At 36.8% G+C, this 19,559-nt stretch carries 6 protein-coding genes, 1 pseudogene and 1 riboswitch; of the genes and pseudogenes, 5 read left to right on the forward strand and 2 right to left on the reverse strand.

Features of this window, described 5'->3' with window-relative positions; genetic code table 11:
* Nucleotide 1: 1 nt before the first annotated feature.
* Nucleotides 2-46, reverse strand: a riboswitch (PreQ1 riboswitch).
* Nucleotides 47-178: 132 nt separating this feature from the next.
* From AC1DKZ_RS05250 to AC1DKZ_RS05260, 3 genes are all read left to right on the forward strand, one after another.
* Nucleotides 179-1,051, forward strand: coding sequence for an aldose 1-epimerase family protein (locus AC1DKZ_RS05250; RefSeq protein WP_002086548.1), 873 nt, complete (start codon nucleotides 179-181; stop codon nucleotides 1,049-1,051).
* A gap of 70 nt (nucleotides 1,052-1,121) precedes the next feature.
* Nucleotides 1,122-1,508 carry a reverse transcriptase-like protein gene (locus tag AC1DKZ_RS05255; RefSeq protein WP_002011911.1) on the forward strand — a complete coding sequence of 129 codons (387 nt, stop codon included), beginning with the start codon at nucleotides 1,122-1,124 and terminating at the stop codon, nucleotides 1,506-1,508.
* Between the two features lie 13 nt (nucleotides 1,509-1,521).
* Nucleotides 1,522-2,427, forward strand: a complete 906-nt coding sequence (locus AC1DKZ_RS05260; RefSeq protein ID WP_476995752.1) for a DMT family transporter — start codon at nucleotides 1,522-1,524, stop codon at nucleotides 2,425-2,427.
* Nucleotides 2,428-2,429: 2 nt separating this feature from the next.
* Here the strand turns inward: AC1DKZ_RS05260 and AC1DKZ_RS05265 are convergent, their stop codons facing one another.
* The gene (locus AC1DKZ_RS05265) at nucleotides 2,430-2,690 is read right to left on the reverse strand and encodes a DUF6123 family protein (RefSeq protein ID WP_001195213.1); all 261 of its coding nucleotides are present in this window, start codon (nucleotides 2,688-2,690) and stop codon (nucleotides 2,430-2,432) included.
* 182 nt (nucleotides 2,691-2,872) lie between these two features.
* Here AC1DKZ_RS05265 and AC1DKZ_RS05270 point away from each other — a divergent pair, with 182 nt between their 5' ends.
* Entirely contained in the window at nucleotides 2,873-3,433 is a 561-nt protein-coding gene (locus AC1DKZ_RS05270) for a cysteine hydrolase family protein (RefSeq protein ID WP_476995753.1), read from the forward strand.
* 42 nt (nucleotides 3,434-3,475) lie between these two features.
* On the opposite strand, the pseudogene AC1DKZ_RS05275 reads toward AC1DKZ_RS05270, so the two are convergent.
* Nucleotides 3,476-4,335 (reverse strand): annotated as a pseudogene (locus AC1DKZ_RS05275) (GNAT family N-acetyltransferase).
* A gap of 122 nt (nucleotides 4,336-4,457) precedes the next feature.
* Between AC1DKZ_RS05275 and AC1DKZ_RS05280 the strand changes: the two are divergent.
* Nucleotides 4,458-19,490 (forward strand): DUF7507 domain-containing protein, encoded by a 15,033-nt coding sequence (locus AC1DKZ_RS05280; protein ID WP_476995754.1) that lies wholly within the window; start codon nucleotides 4,458-4,460, stop codon nucleotides 19,488-19,490.
* Nucleotides 19,491-19,559: the final 69 nt, after the last annotated feature.

Raw genomic sequence — 19,559 nt, forward strand, 5'->3', positions numbered from 1 at the left:
AATCTCCTTAGTTTTTTTACGTGGGATGGTTTCGAACCACGTTATTCGTTTTTTAAGCAACAAGAATATATTCTACGCAATAGGCACTCTTTCGTCAATAGATTCCTATCATTTACTACCTTTTTTCTTTTGGGCAACGTATAATAAAACATATGAAAGATTTAGGAGGTTTCACTTCATGACAGCAACAATTCAAAATGAAAAAGTGATCGTTTCCATTTCTGACAAAGGTGCAGAATTACAAAGCGTTCGCTTAAAAGAAGATAACACTGAATACTTATGGCAAGGCGATTCTACTTATTGGGGGCGCCGCGCACCAATTTTATTCCCAATTGTCGGCCGATTAGTAGATAATACATACTACGTAGATGGTAAACCATATTCTTTAACACAACACGGCTTTGCTCGTGATCTTACATTCTCTGTAAAAGAACAAAGTGAAACGAATATTACTTATATTGTTACTAGTAATGAAGAAACATTAAAAAAATACCCATACGAATTCGAATTACTCGTTTCTTATGAGCTAGATGGACAAATCGTTCATGTAACATATGAAGTAAATAACCCTACTTCAAAAGAGATGTTCTTCTCAATCGGAGCACATCCTGGTTTCAACTTCCCCTTATTAGAGGGCGAATCATTTACAGATTATCATTTATCATTTAATGGTTCTGAACGCTTAGAAACAAGCGTATTAGAAGGACCTTATCTTTCAAGTAAAAAGCAATTAATCGCTGAAAATACGAATGAATTACCACTTACATACGATTTATTCAAAAATGATGCACTTATTTTTGAAAATATGAATACGGATGAAATCTCTATTCGTTCTCATAAACATAATAAATTTGTAAAAGTAGAATTTGACGGATTCCCATTTGTCGGTGTATGGACACCAGGCGAGAACGCACCTTTCTTATGTATTGAACCTTGGTACGGGATTGCTGATGAAGTAAATCCGGCAAAAGATTTCAAGGAAAAAAAAGGAATTCAATCTTTACAAACGAATGAAACATTTACATGTCGTTATAGTATTACAATCGGCTAAGTTACTCTATCCCCTACTTCAAAGAAACATATAAGTAGGGGATCATCTTATAATTTGGAGGTTTCTCATTTTGATTGAAGTATATATTGATGGTGCATCAAAAGGAAACCCTGGTCCTTCTGGTGCAGGAGTGTTTATTAAAGGGGTGCAACCAGCTGTACAGTTATCATTGCCCCTTGGGACAATGTCCAATCATGAAGCAGAATACCACGCTTTACTTGCGGCATTAAAATATTGCACGGAGCATAATTATAACATTGTCTCTTTTCGTACCGATTCGCAGCTTGTCGAGCGAGCTGTTGAAAAAGAATACGCAAAAAATAAAATATTTGCACCACTATTAGAGGAAGCACTGCAGTACATAAAAAGTTTCGATCTCTTTTTTATTAAGTGGATTCCAAGTAGTCAAAATAAAGTTGCTGATGAATTAGCTAGAAAAGCTATCTTACAAAATTAACGGGGGTATGAGTGTGAAAAAAGATTGGATTGCTCCTCTTGCTTTATTATTTGTCTCTTTTATTTGGGGAGCTACGTTTGTTGTCGTCCAAAATGCTATGTCTTTCGTTGGTCCATTTACTTTTAATGGGATTCGCTTTTTATTCGCTGGAATTATTTTATTATTCGTTCAAATGATTTTCTCACAAAAAACTTCAAAACAAAATATAAAACAGAGTAGTCTCGCTGGATTGATTGTTGGATTCTTTTTATGTGTTGGCTATTTATTACAAACATTCGGCTTACTTTATACAACCTCTTCAAAAGCTGGTTTCTTAACTGGACTTAGCATCGTTATGGTTCCAATCCTATCTTTTATCTTTTTAAAACAGCGGGCTACAATTTTCATCGTACTTGGTATTGCTGTAGCAACAGCAGGTTTATACTTATTAACGGCTGGTGATTCTTTTCAATTAAACATTGGAGATATACTCGTTCTCGGTTGTGCAGTTGCTTTTGCTGCCCATATTCTTGTTAACGGTTTCTTTTCTAAGAAAATATCACCTTTATTACTAAGCACCTCTCAAGTATTAGCTGTCGGTATATTTTCTTCTATTTGCGCTTTTTTGTTTGAAGATTGGGGAAAATTATTTTCAGTTTCACTATGGACGAATCAATCCTTTTTATTCGCTCTATTTCTAACTTCCCTATTTGCGACATCCATTGCTTTTTTCATTCAAACATCGGCACAAAAACATACTTCTCCAACAAGAGTAGCAATTATTTTCGCAATGGAGCCTGTTTTTGCTGCATTAACAGGCGTTCTAGTTGCAAACGAACAACTCTCTATTTCTGCCATTATCGGTTGTTTATGTATTTTCCTAGGCATGGTTTTTGTTGAGCTACCTTCCAAAACAAAAAAAGAAGCGCAGGCTGCGTGAAGTTACGCTTGTAACTTCCGCATAAAAGCCTTAGCGCTTTTTTTATCTGTAATTTCTTCTTCTTTCAATCGTTCTAATAATGCAACAAAATAACTCCCATCAAACTGTAATTGATGTTTAATCGTCGCTTCTATTGCTACGTTCACAATCCCATCAGATGCACCAGTATATCCTTGTCCGAACATAATAAATCCTTGTGCTTCCTCTGATAATTTAAATCCTTTCGTATGTAAGAATGAAAGATAATCTTCTACTGTTTGCATGATATTCCCACCTACTCAAAAATTCTCCACTTCCTATCATACATGTTTTTATACTCTATGAGAATGAAATTTATTTGACAACTTTGTAAATCTATCGTCTACTTCTTAGAAAAAAAAGGAGTTCCTTACAATATAAAAGAATATGTAAAGTGGAATTTATTTTATATTAAAGGGGATATCGAATGAAACAAGCACTATTAATTATCGATGCTCAGCAAGAATTAATGGATGGAAATGAACAAGAAAATGAAGTTTTTCGTAAAACCGAGCTATTATCTACACTAAATACAGCCGTACAGAAAGCAATAGATGCAAATGCCCTTACTGTTTTCGTAAGAGATATCGATGTTGCTTCTGGTAGCGGAGAAGGATTTGAAGTACATAATCAAATTAAAGTACCTCAGTCTGCAATCCTTATTAATAAAGCAGCAACAAACGCATTCTATGACACTTCTTTACTTGAACTTTTAAAAGAAGAGAAGATTAGCCATATCGTTATCGGTGGATGTAAAACAGAACATTGCATCGATACCGCCGTTAGAACAGCAACTGTACAAGGATTTGACGTTACATTAATTAAAAATGGTCATTCCACAACTGATTCTAACGTGTTATCTGCAGAGCAAATTATTGGTCATCATAATAAAACTCTACATGGACATTATAACGTTGATCATTTTTCAATGGTTAGAGATGTCGAGGAAGACCTTTTTCAACCTATTCATGATCAATATCGCGATTAATTTGGCTATAAAAAAGAATCCTTTTCACAAAAGGATTCTTTTTTATCCAAAAATTTGCGCTGCAATACTGTATAGTTCTCCATTTCTTTTCAAAAATTGATCACTATTTTTTATCATAATTGGTGGGGTATTAACCTTTTGAAAACCAGTAATCTCTAATTCTTTCATGAAACCTTTCTTTCCTTCTGGTACATCAATTCTTAATTTACCATGATGCTCTCTTGCTAAATAATGTACCATTCTCATTGCCATCGCATCATTTTTAGCAACGACCGGTCCTATTATTTTATTTTCTGGCGTTTGTATACTTAAACCGTAACCTAATACATTTTGTTGTGCATCCTTTGTAACAATACATTGTTCACTTTGAATAATTCGATACTTTAAAACTCTTCTCTATTTGTTCCAAATGCATCTTTATCTATTTGTATTATTTCTTCTAAATCACGTTCTTCATAATTCACAATATACTCTTCATTTCCTACACAATGGTAATTCGCATTGTACGAGTTACATATGTATTTAGAAACATAACTAACAGCCCTGAATCCTAGTTTTTCATATAAAATTCCCCCCTCATCCGTGGCAATAAGCATAATGGGGGTTTGAGTTAATACGCTTTTAACACATAAATCAGTTATTATCTTTCCAATCCCTCTTCCTTTATAATCTGGATGTACAATTACCATTCCAATTGAGGCTAATGTCTCCCCGTATAGTATAATTGCTGCGCTAGCAATAAGCTCTTCTCTCTCATTTACTACACCATATACTATACCCGTATTCAAAATCATCTCAATTTCCTCTCTGTTGTAATCCCAGCCAATATGAGAAGATAATGCTACAATATCCTCTATTTTGCCTTTCCTAAGACGCTCCATCCTAATCTCCACTTCAATCATTCCCCATCTCCTTCTTTAGACGTTTGAACCATTCTGCATGAATCAACTTGTACATGTTTCCCTTTATCACTCACACACATATCCTATTTTGACCAAGACTATATTGTAAATGAGGTGACAACATGCCCATTACGAATCGATTTTCTACCACCACTAACGGCGCACTCGCTATTACAGGAAACACACTAGGTTTAAGTAAAATTAGCAATCTAAACCGTGCTGGTACAATCGGTGCAATTGGTGCATTCGTAACTACGAATACCGCTTTACAAGTAACTACTTTTCCTGCAGGTACAACGTTAAACTATACACAAAATAGTTCTACCGCTATTTTGAATATCCCTGCTGGTAGTACTATTCTTTACGCAGAACTCGTTTGGGGTGGAAACTATTTATCTCGGGATCAAAACATTACGAGTGTATTAGGAAACCCCGTTTCTTTTACAACACCTGTGTCAACATACTCAATTACCCCTTCGGCTGTTACAGCTTCAAATCAAACATTCGTTTCTGGATCTGTCACATTTGGATTTTATACACGATCAGCGGATGTAACGTCACTCGTTCAAGCTGCTGGATCTGGATCTTATACAACAGGTTCTGTTCCTGGACTTGTAGATCCTTTAGACGCTTCTAATGGAGCCATTAATTCTGCAGGATGGACGCTTATTGTCGCTTATCAAAACGGTTCCTTACCCGCAAGAAATTTAACAATTTACGTAGCTGGTAACCGTGTTTCTGTAGAAACCGGTAGTGCAGATGTATCTGTCTCAGGGTTTTTAACACCTGCCGGGGGACCTGTAAGCGGGAGATTATTTTTAAGTTCTACTGAAGGGGATGCTGATTTAACTGGGGATCAAGCTTTATTTGGACCAAATTTCAGTTCATTAAATGCATTATCTGGGCCAAATAATGCTGTTAATAATTTCTTCGGTTCTCAAATTAATAATGCTGCAGGGAACTTAGATACAACTGGTACATTTGGAACGCGAAACCAGAGTGCCTCTACAAGTACAAATATCTCCGCTGGAAGACAAGGATGGGACATTACTTCCATTGATATTTCTCCTTATTTAACAAATTCCCAAGTATCTGCCGCAATTCGTTTAACTACTAACGGGGATGCATATATGTTAAATACAGTCGGTTTACAAATCAATATAAACTCACCTAATATACAAGCAGCTAAAAGCGTGAATAAAAGTGTCGCTACAATTGGAGATATTCTAACCTATACAGTTACTGTTCCTAACACCGGGCTTCTTCCTGCAAATAACGTTACTTTTACAGATGTTCTCCCTAACGGTACTTCCTTTATACCTGGAAGCGTAACAATAGATAACGTACCACAAACAAACGCAAATCCGGTCGCCGGTATATCTCTGGGGACAATTAATAATGGCTCTTCTCGTACAGTAGCTTTCCAAGCGACTGTCGTTTTTCTTCCAAGTCAAAATCCTATCTCTAACACTGCTAATATTACATTTCAATATACACCGATTGCCGGAGGAACGACTTTTAACGGTCTTGCAACAAGTAACTCTGCAGGAACACAAATTAACCTCGCAGATATTAATGGCACAAAATCAGTTAACAAACTTTTTACCGATATTGGTGAAACATTAACTTACAGTATTGCCTTAGCTAATATAGGAAATATCGCTGCAACTAATGTTATATATACAGATCCGATTCCTAGCGGGACTACTTTCATTCCAGGGAGTGTAACTGTTAACGGAGTTACTCAAGCTGGAGCAAATCCCGCTAATGGTATATCAATTGGATCTATTGCTGCAAATTCTACTACTACTATTTCCTTTCAAGTATTCGTTCCTTCTATCCCACAAACAAATCCAATATTAAATAGTGGTACAACAACATATCAATACATTCCTGTACCAAACCAGCCGGCAGTAAGCGGGACTGACACGACGAATATTGTCTCCACGCAAGTGAATAATGCTACTGTAACAATGACGAAAGCAGTAGATAAAAACTATGCAGATATTGGCGATACACTGACTTACACTGTTGCCTTTACAGGTACAGGTAATACGAATGCGAACAATGTTATTTTTACAGATGTCATTCCTACAGGAACAACTTTTGTCCTAAACAGTTTAACAATAGATGGCTCGACACAAGTTGGCGCTAATCCCGCTAATGGTGTGAACATAGGCTCCATCCCAACTGGTACGACAAAAAACGTTTCATTTCAAGTAGTAGTAAACACAATACCTCCAGCAAATATCGTATCTAATGGATCAAGCGCTTCTTATCAGTATACTGTCAACCCTAGTCAATCACCCGTTACGAAAAACATCGCTTCTAACGTCGTTACCACTCAAATTAACAATGCGAATTTAACATTAACAAAATCGACAAATAAACAATTTGCTACAATTGGAGATACAATCAGTTATACAGTCCTTATTACAAACAGTGGAAATACTGCTGCAACGAACGTACAGCTAACCGATCCACTTCCAAATGGAACGATATTGACTCCAGGTACTGTAACGCTAAACGGCGTTTTGCAAAATGTAACTTCTCTTATTGCCTTACCTATCGGTACAATTCCTGGCGGAGCTACTTTCACCTTATCGTTCCAAGTAACAGTCATCAACATTACCTCCCAAAATCCTATCATTAATAATGCTTTCGCCTCTTATATTTACACTGTAAACCCAAGCCTGCCGCCAATTTCAAAAACAGCAAATTCTAATTCTGTTGCCTCAACAATTAGACTAGCAAATCTACATGCTATAAAATCTGTGGATAAAACATTTGCGGAAGTTGGAGATGTATTAACTTACACCTTTGCTCTTACAAACGATGGAAATGTTGCGGCGAACAATGTATTACTATCCGATTCAATTGCAAATGGTACTTCCTTCGTACCGAACAGTGTTATAGTTAACGGTGTTACTCAGCCGGGCGCAACACCAGCTAGCATCAATATTGGTAGCATCAATGCTAATACTACAATTACAGCTTCATTCCAGGTATTAATAACTAGTATTCCAAACCCAAATCCTATTTCGAATAGTGCCTCCATTTCCTATAACTTTATTGTTGATCCAAACGCTTCACCTGTAAGTAAGAACACTACTTCAACCACTACATTTACTCAAGTAAACGATGCAAATGTCATTTCAGCCAAAACAGTGGATCGAGCGTTCGCTACCGTAGGGGATATATTAACTTATACCGTTATTTTAACGAATGCAGGAAGTGTTTCTGCTGATAGTCCTACTTTCGTAGATACGAATCCAGACGGTACTACCTTTATCCCAAACACTTTCCTTATTAATGGTGTGCTCCAAAATAACGCAGATCCAAATATAGGTGTTCCGTTACCTTCCATTCCTGCTAACGGCTCACTTACCGTCTCTTATCAAGTAACTGTCACCTCTTTACCAGCACAAAATCCAACAATAAATTCATCTAGTACACAGTATAGCTTTATTCTAAATCCTGGCGATCCACCAATTATAGAAACATCTTTAAGTAACACTGTAAGTACACAAATTAATTTAGCAAATGTAATTATTGTCAAACAAGTAGATTTAACTATTGCTGATGTCGGGCAACCAATCACATATACAATTTCCTTAGCTAACCTTGGCAATACTACAGCAAACAATGTTATTGTTACCGATATAATCCCTCCCGGCACCACTATCGTACCAAATAGTATTTTTATAGGTGGCGCTTTACAGCTAGGTGCAGACCCAAGTACCGGCCTTCAAGTCGGCTCCATTCCTGCTGGTGGTTTTACAACGATTGTTTTTCAAATAAGTGCAAATGGGCTACCTTCACCAAATCCAATTCAAAATAGCGCTTCACTTCAATATAGCTTTATCGCTGATCCGAGTTTACCTGCTGTTGTTAGAAACGCTGCTAGCAATATAGTAACTACACAAATTAATACTGCTAATATTGTTGCTACAAAACTAACGAGCACAAATTTCGCTGATGTTGGTGATGTCATATTATATGCGACTATTTTAACAAATAACGGGAATATCCCTGCTTCTAATGTAACGTTTACAGATATCATTCCAGCGGGTACCCTGTTCATTCCTAATACTGTAACGATTAACAATGTCCCTATAGCAAATGCAAATCCTGCTAACGGTATTTTGATCGGTACGATCGGGGCAAATTCATCACGTACCGTTTCATTCCAGGTTTTTGTACCAAATATCCCTGCTGTAAATCCGATTACAAATCAATCAGGCACAACATTCCAATATACGTACGATCCATCCAAACCAGCTGTAATGCAGATGGTGGCTTCTAACACGGTACAAACAACAATTAATAACGCTACGATTACCGCTGCAAAATCTGCAGATAAACAGTTCGCTAACGTAAATGATATTATTACGTACACGACTACTTTAACGAATAGTGGGAACACTCTTGCATCAAACGTGACTTTTACAGATGTAATTCCAAACGGGACATCGTTTATTCCTAATAGTGTAACAGTAAATGGGAATATACTGCCTAATGTAAATCCAGCGAATGGGATAGCAATTGATCCAATAAATCCGAATGCAAATACGATAATTTCGTTCCAAGTACAAGTAAATTCCATCCCGAATCCGAACCCAATCCCTAATCAAAGTAATACAGCATACCAATATGTCGTAAATCCTAACTTACCTCCAGCATCCGCCAATGCGTTAAGTAACGTAATAACAACTCAAATTAATAACGCTACGATCGTCGCTACTAAATCAGTGAATACATCGACAGCTGCAATTGGAGATATCGTTACCTATACGATTGCAGTTACAAACACTGGAAATATCCCTGCTAGTGCAAATGTTTTAACGGATGGGCTTGGCGCAGGAGCTTCATTTATCCAAAACTCCGTAACTATCAATAATGTTCCACAACCAGGATTAGATCCATCACTTGGTATTCACTTAGCAGATATTCCACCAGGTAATACTGTATTTATTGCTTTTCAAGCACAAATTTTAGCGATACCGCCTAGTGGCACATTAACAAATAACGCCCTTGTAAATTATGAATATACAGTGAATCCAAACCAATCACCTGCTGTTGGTAGTACAATTACAAACACAACGGTTACTCCAATTATTGATGCTACTCTATCTATAAATAAAACTGTCAATTCAACATTCGCTACTATTGGAGAAACACTTACTTTCACTTCTACCATTACTAATTCCGGTAACACTACCGCAAACAATGTTATTTTTACAGATTTAATTCCAGATGGTACAACGTTTATTCCAAATAGTTTTACAGTAAATGGAACAACCATTCCTAATGCAAATCCACAAAATGGTATCAATATCGGTAACATAAATTCAAATGCATCAGTTATACTCAGCTTTCAAGTAAACATTACAACGATTCCAAATCCTAATCCAATCCCTAATAAATCATCGGTTCAATATAGTTTTATTGTAGATATTAATGAACCACCTGTTTCACGAACAGTTAAATCCAATAAAACTTTTACACAAGTAAATACTGCTTCCGTTATCGCAACAAAAACTGCGAGCAGTGCATTTGCTGCTGTTGGCGATACAATTACGTATACAACTACTCTCACTAATAACGGAAATACAACTGCAAACACACCTGTTTTTATCGATATATTACCACCTGAACTTTCATTCGTTCCTGATAGCGTACAAATTAATACCACCCCACAACTCGGATTTAGGCCAGATAACGGGGTTCCTTTAGACCCAATTCCAGTTGGAGGAACGACAACCATCAGCTTCCAAGCTATTGTCGGTTCAATACCAGCTTCAAACCCTACGATGAACCAATCTAGTACAACATACTCTATCATTATTGATCCTACCGAGCCGCCTGTTACAGAAACGGCTACTAGTAATCCGGTCTTAGTTCAAATAAATGAAGCAATCATTCAAGCAACGAAAAGTGTGGATCGTATCTTTTCTGACGTAGCACCTGGAAATTCATTTTTAACGTATACTGTTTTATTAGAAAATATAGGGAACACGACTGCTACTAATATCATTTTTACAGATCCGATTCCAAATAATACAGTATTTATAGAAGATAGCGTTCGAGTAGGTGGGGTTTTATTACCTGGAGTAAATCCAGCGAATGGGATACCAATTGGAGATATTATTGCAGGAGATTTTATAAACGTCACCTTCCGCGTGCAAGTAGTTAGTATTCCAAATCCAATTTTCACAATTGGGCCTGGGGGACCAAACTCACCGGTTGTAAACGATGCTTCTATTAATTATCAATTTATGACAGGACCTAATTTACCACTCGTTTCACGAAGTACAACATCCAATTCTGTTTCGACACAAATAAATTCCGGGGAAATTGTAGCGGTTAAATCCGCGGATAAAAATTTCGCAACGATCGGCGATACCATTTCTTATACAATTACATTAAATAACCCTGGAAATGTCACTTCACAAAATATAATTTTCACGGATATTTTGCCTGATGGAACGACATTTATTTCCGGGACTCTTACAAGCGATTCTGGTACACAGCAAATTGGAAATCCAGCTAGCGGGATACAGATTGAAAATATAAATCCAGGTGGAACGGCCATTATTACTCTCAACGTACTTGTTACAAACATTCCAAGTATAAATCCAATTTCTAATTTTAGTTCTGTACAATTTGCACATGTGGTCGATCCTAGCCAACCTGCCGTATCACAAACGAATGTATCTAATGCGGTTTCGACAACTATTAATAGTGCAATTTTAACAACCCAAAAAAGTGCTGATAAATCTATAGTTTCAGTTGGAGATACGATTACGTATACCACTACTATTACAAATACAGGGAATACAGCAGCAACGAATATAACATTCACAAGCGCTATTCCAGCTAGCACTACATTCATACCAAATTCAGTTACAGTAAATGGAGTTCAGCAACCTGGTGCGCAACCAGCACTTGGAGTGAATTTACCAAATATCGCACCCGGTGAAACAGTAACTGTTACTTTCCAAGTAAATGTTATTTCTATTCCCCCTTCAAGCTCGATTATGGTTAATGACACAATTTTATATTCTTATACTGTTGATCCAAGCGGAGCTCCTATTACAACTTCTATTTCAACGAATATCGTTACAAATCCTGTACTAGATGCCATGATAACGATGGTAAAATCAGTCGATCAAACGCTTGTAACACTAGGTGATGCCATTACCTATACGACCATTTTAAAGAATAGTGGTAATACAAATGCAACTAACATTACTTTCACTGACCTTATTCCAGATGGTACAACGTTTATTACTGATAGCGTTACAATAGATGGCATCACACAAATTGGTCTTAATCCTAATACAGGTATAACGATTGGATCAATTGCTCCTAACAGCTCAATATCTATTGCATTTCAAGTTACCGCTACTTCTACACCAGCCCAAAATCCTATTGCCAATTCCGCGACTGCTTCTTACACATTTATCGCTGATCCAAATGCACCAATTGTTTCAAGAAATGTTACTTCAAACACAACGTTTACTACAATTAATACAGCTACCATTCTTTCATCAAAGCAAGTTGATAAAGCATTTAGCCATATCGGAGACACACTCACTTATACTGTCACTTTAACAAACAATGGAAATTCCTCCGCACAAAATGTTATATTCACAGATACCGTGCCGAGCGGAACTACTTTTATTGCAAACACATTTTCTATCAATGGAATTCCTCAAAGTGGTGCGAATCCAACGAACGGTGTAAATATTGGGCCTATAACAGCTGGGTCTACAGTAAATGTTTCCTTCCAAGTAAACGTGACCTCATTACCAACTGAAAATCCAATTGTAAATTTCTCATCGACATCGTACCAATTAGTCTCACCGCCTGATGCAGAAACTTCAATTAGTAATCCTGTTTCAACACAAATTAGAGAAGCTATATTATCTATGACGAAAAATGAAAGTCTATCCTTTGCAGATGTCGGGCAAACTGCTTTTTACACTACTTCTATTGCCAATGTAGGCAATACGGATGCAACTAATATTGTATTCACAGATGTATTACCAAGTGGACTCACATTTATTCCTAACACATTAACTGTCGATGGCATTTTACAACCTAATGCGGATCCAAATACAGGTGTATTACTTGCAGCACTTCCACCAAATGAAATATATAGTATCGTCTTTCAAGTTACAGTGAACAGCATTCCACCTATTAATCCAGCACCGAATACAGCATCAACGACATATGAGTTTACTGTTGATCCAGGTAATCCGCCGGTATCGAATACAGCTAGCTCCAACACTACACTTCTTCAAATAAACAACGCACATATTATTAGTACAAAAACAGCAAATCTTACTTTTGCGGATGTTGGTAATACAATAACATTTACACTTAACCTTCCTAATACAGGGAATGTGGCTGCAACTGATGTAACTATTATCGATATTCTTGATAGCAATTTAAGTTTCATTCCAAACAGTTTCACAGTTAATGGGCAAACCATTCCAAACGCTGATTTGTCTACTGGTGTAAACATAGGTTCAATTAATGGGGGTAATACGGCAATCGTTACATTCCAAGCAACTGTTACTACACTTCCAACACTTAATCCAATTTCTAATTTTGCTTCTACCACATATCATTATGTCGTTGATCCTAGCCAGTCACCTATTACAACTTCCAATCAATCGAATACAACGACAACCCAAATTAATAGCGCTATCCTTACTGCACAAAAAAATTCAAATGCGGAAACGGTAGATATCGGGCAGGATATCGTCTACTCCGTTACAATTACAAATAGCGGAAATGTTAGTGCAACGAATGTTATTTTTACCGACCTTATTCCAGCCGGAACTTCCTTTGAACCGAATAGTTTTACACTTAACGGAATTAGCATCCCAAATGCAAATATAATTACAGGTGTTCCAATTGGTGATATCGCGCCAAACCAATCTGTCATCGTAGCATTTCATATTAATGCCAATGAAATTCCGCCTATAAATCCAATTTCCAACCAAGCTAGCGTTAGCTTCCAACATATCGTTAATCCAGCAAATCCTCCAGTTTCAAAAAATATTACTTCTAACAGCGTTACAACAAAAATTGAAAGTGCTATTTTAAACACTATTAAAATAGGAGATAAAGCTTTTGCAACGATCGGTGATACGATTACGTATACAACTACTATTACGAACACAGGAAATATTCCTGCTAACAACGTTATTTTTTCAGATCCTTTACCAACATGGACACAATTTGTTGCTGGATCAGTTGTTGTTGATGGCACTCCATTACCATCCGCTTCTATTATTAGCGGTGTTGGCATAAATACGATAACTCCAAATCAAATCGTAACAATTATGTTCCAAGTTCAAATTGTAAGCAATCCAACAACGTTCACACCTGAACTCCAAAACTTAGGATTTGTTAACTTCCAATATAACGTAGGCAATTCATTACAAGCCCAGCCTGGCAATGTGGAAACGAACGTCTTCGTTACTTCTATTAATTCAGCGATACTTTCAGCTGTAAAAACTGCTAATACAGCTTTTGCAAATATCGGAGACACGATCACTTATACAGTTTTGATTCAAAATAGCGGCAATACAAACGCTACGAATCTAAACTTCTCAGACCTGATTCCAATAGGAACGACCTTTGTTGAAAATAGTTTTGCTGTAAATGGAAGTACCATTCCAGGTGCAAATCCAAATAACGGAGTTAATATCGGAACTATTAGCGCGGGTAGTTCCTTAACTGTTACTTTCCAAGTCATAGTTACATCTACTCCACCTTCAAACCCAATTACAAACGTAGCATCTATTCAATACGCATTCATTGTTGACCCGGCAGCCCCTCCTGTTACAGGGACGATAAATTCTAATAGCGCTTCAACACAAATTAATAACGCTACTGTTACAACTGTTTTACAAGCAAATCGAACAATCGTATCTATCGGAGATGTAATTACGTATACAGCAACATTAACAAACACTGGAAACTTCCCTGCAAATTCTGTATTACTCATTAATGGAATTCCTGAAGGGGCATTATTTGTTCCAAATAGTGTTACACTTAACCAGATTTCACTTCCAGATGCAAGTCCAACTCTCGGTATTCCTGTTGGCATTATCGCACCAGGTGATTCTGCTACTATTACGTTCCAATTTCTTGCAAGTTCTATTCCACCGCAAGGGGCAATTATAAATCAAGCTATTACAAGTTACACGTATATTGTCGATCCGAGTCAACCTCCAGTTACAGCAACATCCTCATCTAATACGGTTAATACAGCTGTCGTTGATGCATCGTTATCCGTAATTAAAAATACAGATTCTCTCGTACAATCTACTAACGGTACAATCACTTACACAGTAGTCGTTCAAAATAACGGAAATACAACTGCAAATACAGTTAATTTAACAGATTTGGTCCCAGAAGGAACTGCATTTATTCCTAATAGCGTGACCATTAATAGCGTTTCCGTTCCAGGTGCCGATCCAAACATAGGGATACCATTAAACGCCATCGCGCCGTCAGAAATCGTCACCGTCACATTCCAAGTTATCGTTCAATCCATTCCAAGCGTGAATCCAATTTCTAATACAGCCCGTATTGACTATACTTTTATCGCCGATCCAACCTCTCCTATCATCTCTCGTACAATTACTTCTAATCCAGCATCCACACAAATTTCAGATGCGACTATCATTTCTTTAAAAGCAGTCAATGCACAACAAGCAACAACTAGCGATATTTTGACCTACACGATAACATTAGAAAATAACGGAAATATCTCAGCAACTAATCTCTCATTTTTAGATTCTACTCCAAATGGGACTACATTCGTAGAAAATAGTTTTACACTTAACGGAACAGCTATACCTGGTGCCAATCCAAACGTAGGTGTTACTTTGCCTAACCTTGCAGCAAACGCTACTCACCTTATTTCGTTTCAAATTCTTATTAATAATTCATTCTCGCAAGATTCTATTACAAATCAATCCAATACAACATATACAATTCAACCAGATCCAAGCCAGCCGCCTATTACTGAAACATCTACAAGTAATATTGTCATTACAAATTTTGTGCAAGCACAATTGACAATTACAAAAACGTCCAATCCAATAACTGTAGATATTGGCGGAACTATACTTTATATTTCTGAAGTGAAAAATATCGGCAATGTTGACGCAATAAATATTATTTTTACAGATTCTATTCCAGCTGGGACTACATTCGTTCCCGATAGTGTCACAATTAACGGTGTCCTGCAACCAGGTGTAAATCCAGAAAACGGAATGCCAATTGGAACGATTCCAGCAAACAGTTCCAAAACAATACTATTTCAAGTGCAAACAAACAATCCACCTACTGAAACCGAAATTGTAAATCAATCTTCTGCAAATTACCAATATGTAAGTATTCCTACAGCTCCACCGGTGAATCGCTCTGCAAATTCTAACATTGTTACAACATCACTTCAAAATGCAAATATTATTTCTGTTAAAAGCGCGGATGTAACTTTCGTATCAATTGGGCAAATTATTACCTACACAAATACACTACAAAATATAGGAACCATTCCAGCTAACAATACCGTGTTTATTGATAACATTCCAGAAGGTACTATATTCATTGAAGATAGCTTATCAATAAATAATGTGATTCAGCCTGGCGCAAATCCTGAAAACGGAGTAACTCTCAGCACGATACAACCAAATGAAACAGTCACTATTTCATTCCAAGTACAACTTACAAATATACCGTCCGGCAATACAGTCATTAATATTTCAGACACTTCGTACGAATACCAAATTGACCCTAGCTCTCCGATTACTCAGCGTAGATCGTTATCAAATGCAGTAAACACGGAAGTGCGGACGGCAAATATTAGTGCAATTAAATCCGCCAATAGATCCATTACACGCATCGGTCAAATCATCACATATACAGTCGCCGTTACAAACGCTGGTACAGTACCTATTACAAATACTCTCCTAATTGACGCAATTGCAGCTGGCACCACATTCGTTCCAAATAGCATCCTTGTAGATGGCATACCAAGACCTAACGAAAATCCAATTACCGGAATCACCCTTGATATTATCCTTCCAAATAATACGATTATTGTTACGTTCCAAGTAAATGTAGTCTCTATACCTTCTCAAAATAACATTAATAATATCGCCGTCATTCACTATGAGTATCAACCAGACCCAAGCTTACCACCAATTTCAGAAACGACCTCTTCCAATACTACAAATATACAATTTATTGACGCTATTCTTATCGCTACAAAATCCGCTAATAAAGTATTAGCTAATATTGATGAAATCATTGAATATACAGTATTAATCCAAAATAACGGATCCACTACAACTAACTCCATCTTTTTTACAGATACTATAGAGGATGGAACAGTATTTATTCCGGGAAGTGTAATAGTTAACAATACTGTACTTCCTGCAGCAGATCCGAATATCGGCTTTTCCATTCCTAATATCGCGTCAGGTCAATCGACAACAATAACATTCCAAGTTTCCGTTGCGAATTTACCAGCTGTAAATCCAACACCTAATACTGCAAATATCGTCTACGACTTTATTTTCAACCCTGACTTTGCACCAATTCAAAAATCTACTACTTCTAATACTACTTTCGTCCAAATTAATGACGCTGATATCGTTTCACTTAAAACTGTTGATTTCACCTCTGTAACAATTGGTGACATTTTAACTTATACAACAACTTTAACGAATACAGGGAATACGGATGCTACTGCTGTTGTATTTACAGACAATATTCCTGATGGAACAACCTTTATAGACGGTAGTGTTTTAGTAAATAATATTCCTCAGCTTAACGCCAATCCAAGTGCCGGTATACTTGTAGGAACGATTGCTCCTGACATTTCTATCCCAGTCACATTTTCTGTTACCGTCGTAGCTCTTCCAGCTAGCGGCCATGTTCAAAATCAATCAACTTCTCGTTATACAATAAATGGCGAAGAACAAATATCGACTAGTAATATTACCTTCACTGAAGTTATTTCTGCTAATGTAATTGCTACAAAAACAACGCCTATCCAATATGCTGACCTACAAGCTATTATCCCTTACACAATTCCCATCATAAATAATGGGAATATACAAGTGGAAAACATTATTGTTACAGATATCATTCCAGCAAATACGAGCTTTATAGAGAATAGTGTTATTGTGAATGGCAACGCTCGTCCAAATGACAATCCACTTAGCGGTATACCAATTGATAACATTCCGCCTAATACGACAGCAACTATTCTATTCCAAGTCCGGGTTACTTCCATTCCGCAAACAAATCCAATCTCTAACACGAGTACAATTGAATATGAATACACGGTACCAGATAGGCCACCTATTACCGAAACTATTATTTCATCAGCTGCCGTAACAGAAATTCATCACGCGAATTTAAATAGCAATAAAGCTGTTGACCTTGCATTTGCAACGGTCGGTGATACGTTAACGTATACGATTACACTAAATCAAACTGGTAATGTTTCAGCAGATGATGTAATCATTCAAGATATTATTCCTCAAGGTACTACGTTTATAGAAAATAGTGTCATTGTAAACGGAGAAACTGTTCCGGGAGTTAATCCAGTAAGCGGCATACCAATTGGTACTATAATTGTAGGTGGAGATGCCATCGCTTCCTTCCAAGTAACTGTGACTTCTATTCCAACACCAAATGAACTCAGCAACAAAGCAATTACTACTTTTAACTATATAGTCAACCCAAATAACTTACCTGTTACAAATACGACTACAACAAATACTGTCACAACAACTGTCCAAAATGATAATGTCGTTGCCATAAAATCTGTTAATGCCACGAATGCATTACCTAGTCAAACTTTAACGTATACAATTACAATTACTAATAGCGGTAATGTAACGATTGAAGACCTTCTTGCCATAGACACCGTACCAGTAGATACAACTTTCATTACTGGTAGTGTTACGATTAACGGAGTCAATCAGCCGAATGCGAATCCCGAAAATGGTATTACATTAGGAAACCTTGCCCCTAATGAATCTGCTATCATTACTTTCCAAGTAACAGTATCTTCTTCGACTCTTCAACCTACAATCAATAACGATGCTACTATTTCCTATACTGTTATCATTGATCCGAATGAACCACCTATTACAATTACAAAGCAAACAAATACTGTTACAACAACACTAATCGAGCCAATGATTAACATTGAGAAAACAGCAGATAAATCTATTGTCGTTATAGGAGATATTATTACATTCACATTAGAGGTATTTAATCATTCCCCAATTCCTACAGTAAGTACTTCCGTTTTAGATATGATTCCAGCTGGTACAACATTTATAGAAAACAGTGTAACAATTAACGGTACTCCGGTTCCAAATATTCGACCAGACACTGGTATTAATATCGGCGCTTTACCTGCAGATGGAGTAACAACTATAACATTTAAAGTTCTCGTAACTTCTATTCCTTCAAACAGTTCAATTATCAATTCCGCAACAGTTACAGCTGCTTTCCAATTGACACCACAGGATCCAATTATTATTTTCATTGTCAATTCGAATATTGTTCGTATACCAGTTCAATTTATAACGGCAGCAGTGATAAAAAATGCTTCCGTCAGCTCTGCTTATTTAAACCAATATTTTGATTATACAGTGCGTATTACGAATACTTCCGAGATTTCACTTTCAAATATTTCATTACAAGACACCATTCCAGCAGGTTTACAATTTATGAACGGTACGGTCTTCATTAATGGGGAACGCTCTCCACTAGCGAATCCGAATATCGGTTTCCTAGTCGCTACTAATTTGGAACCGAACGAAACAATTATCGTGTTATTCACAGTACAAGTGATAAGCCCACCTATTAATAATGAATTTAAAAACACGGCAAACGTTTCTTTACAACTTCAAGTCTCTCCTACCGATCCACCAATCACAGTAACCATTACAAGTAACGAAAACATCGTCACCTTTATTCCAGAAAATCCAGATGAAACACTTCCAAATTTAAATTGTTTCTTTGACGGTGAACGTTTCATACGCATTACTCCTCGAAATATACGAAATTACTTTTGGACTTGGATTTGGTGGCAGTAATTCAGTACAACAAAAAAGATTGTATTTTGGTTGATTTGGACCAAATTACAATCTTTTTTTCATTCCACA

It is taken from the genome of Bacillus sp. 05T21 (assembly GCF_056396785.1).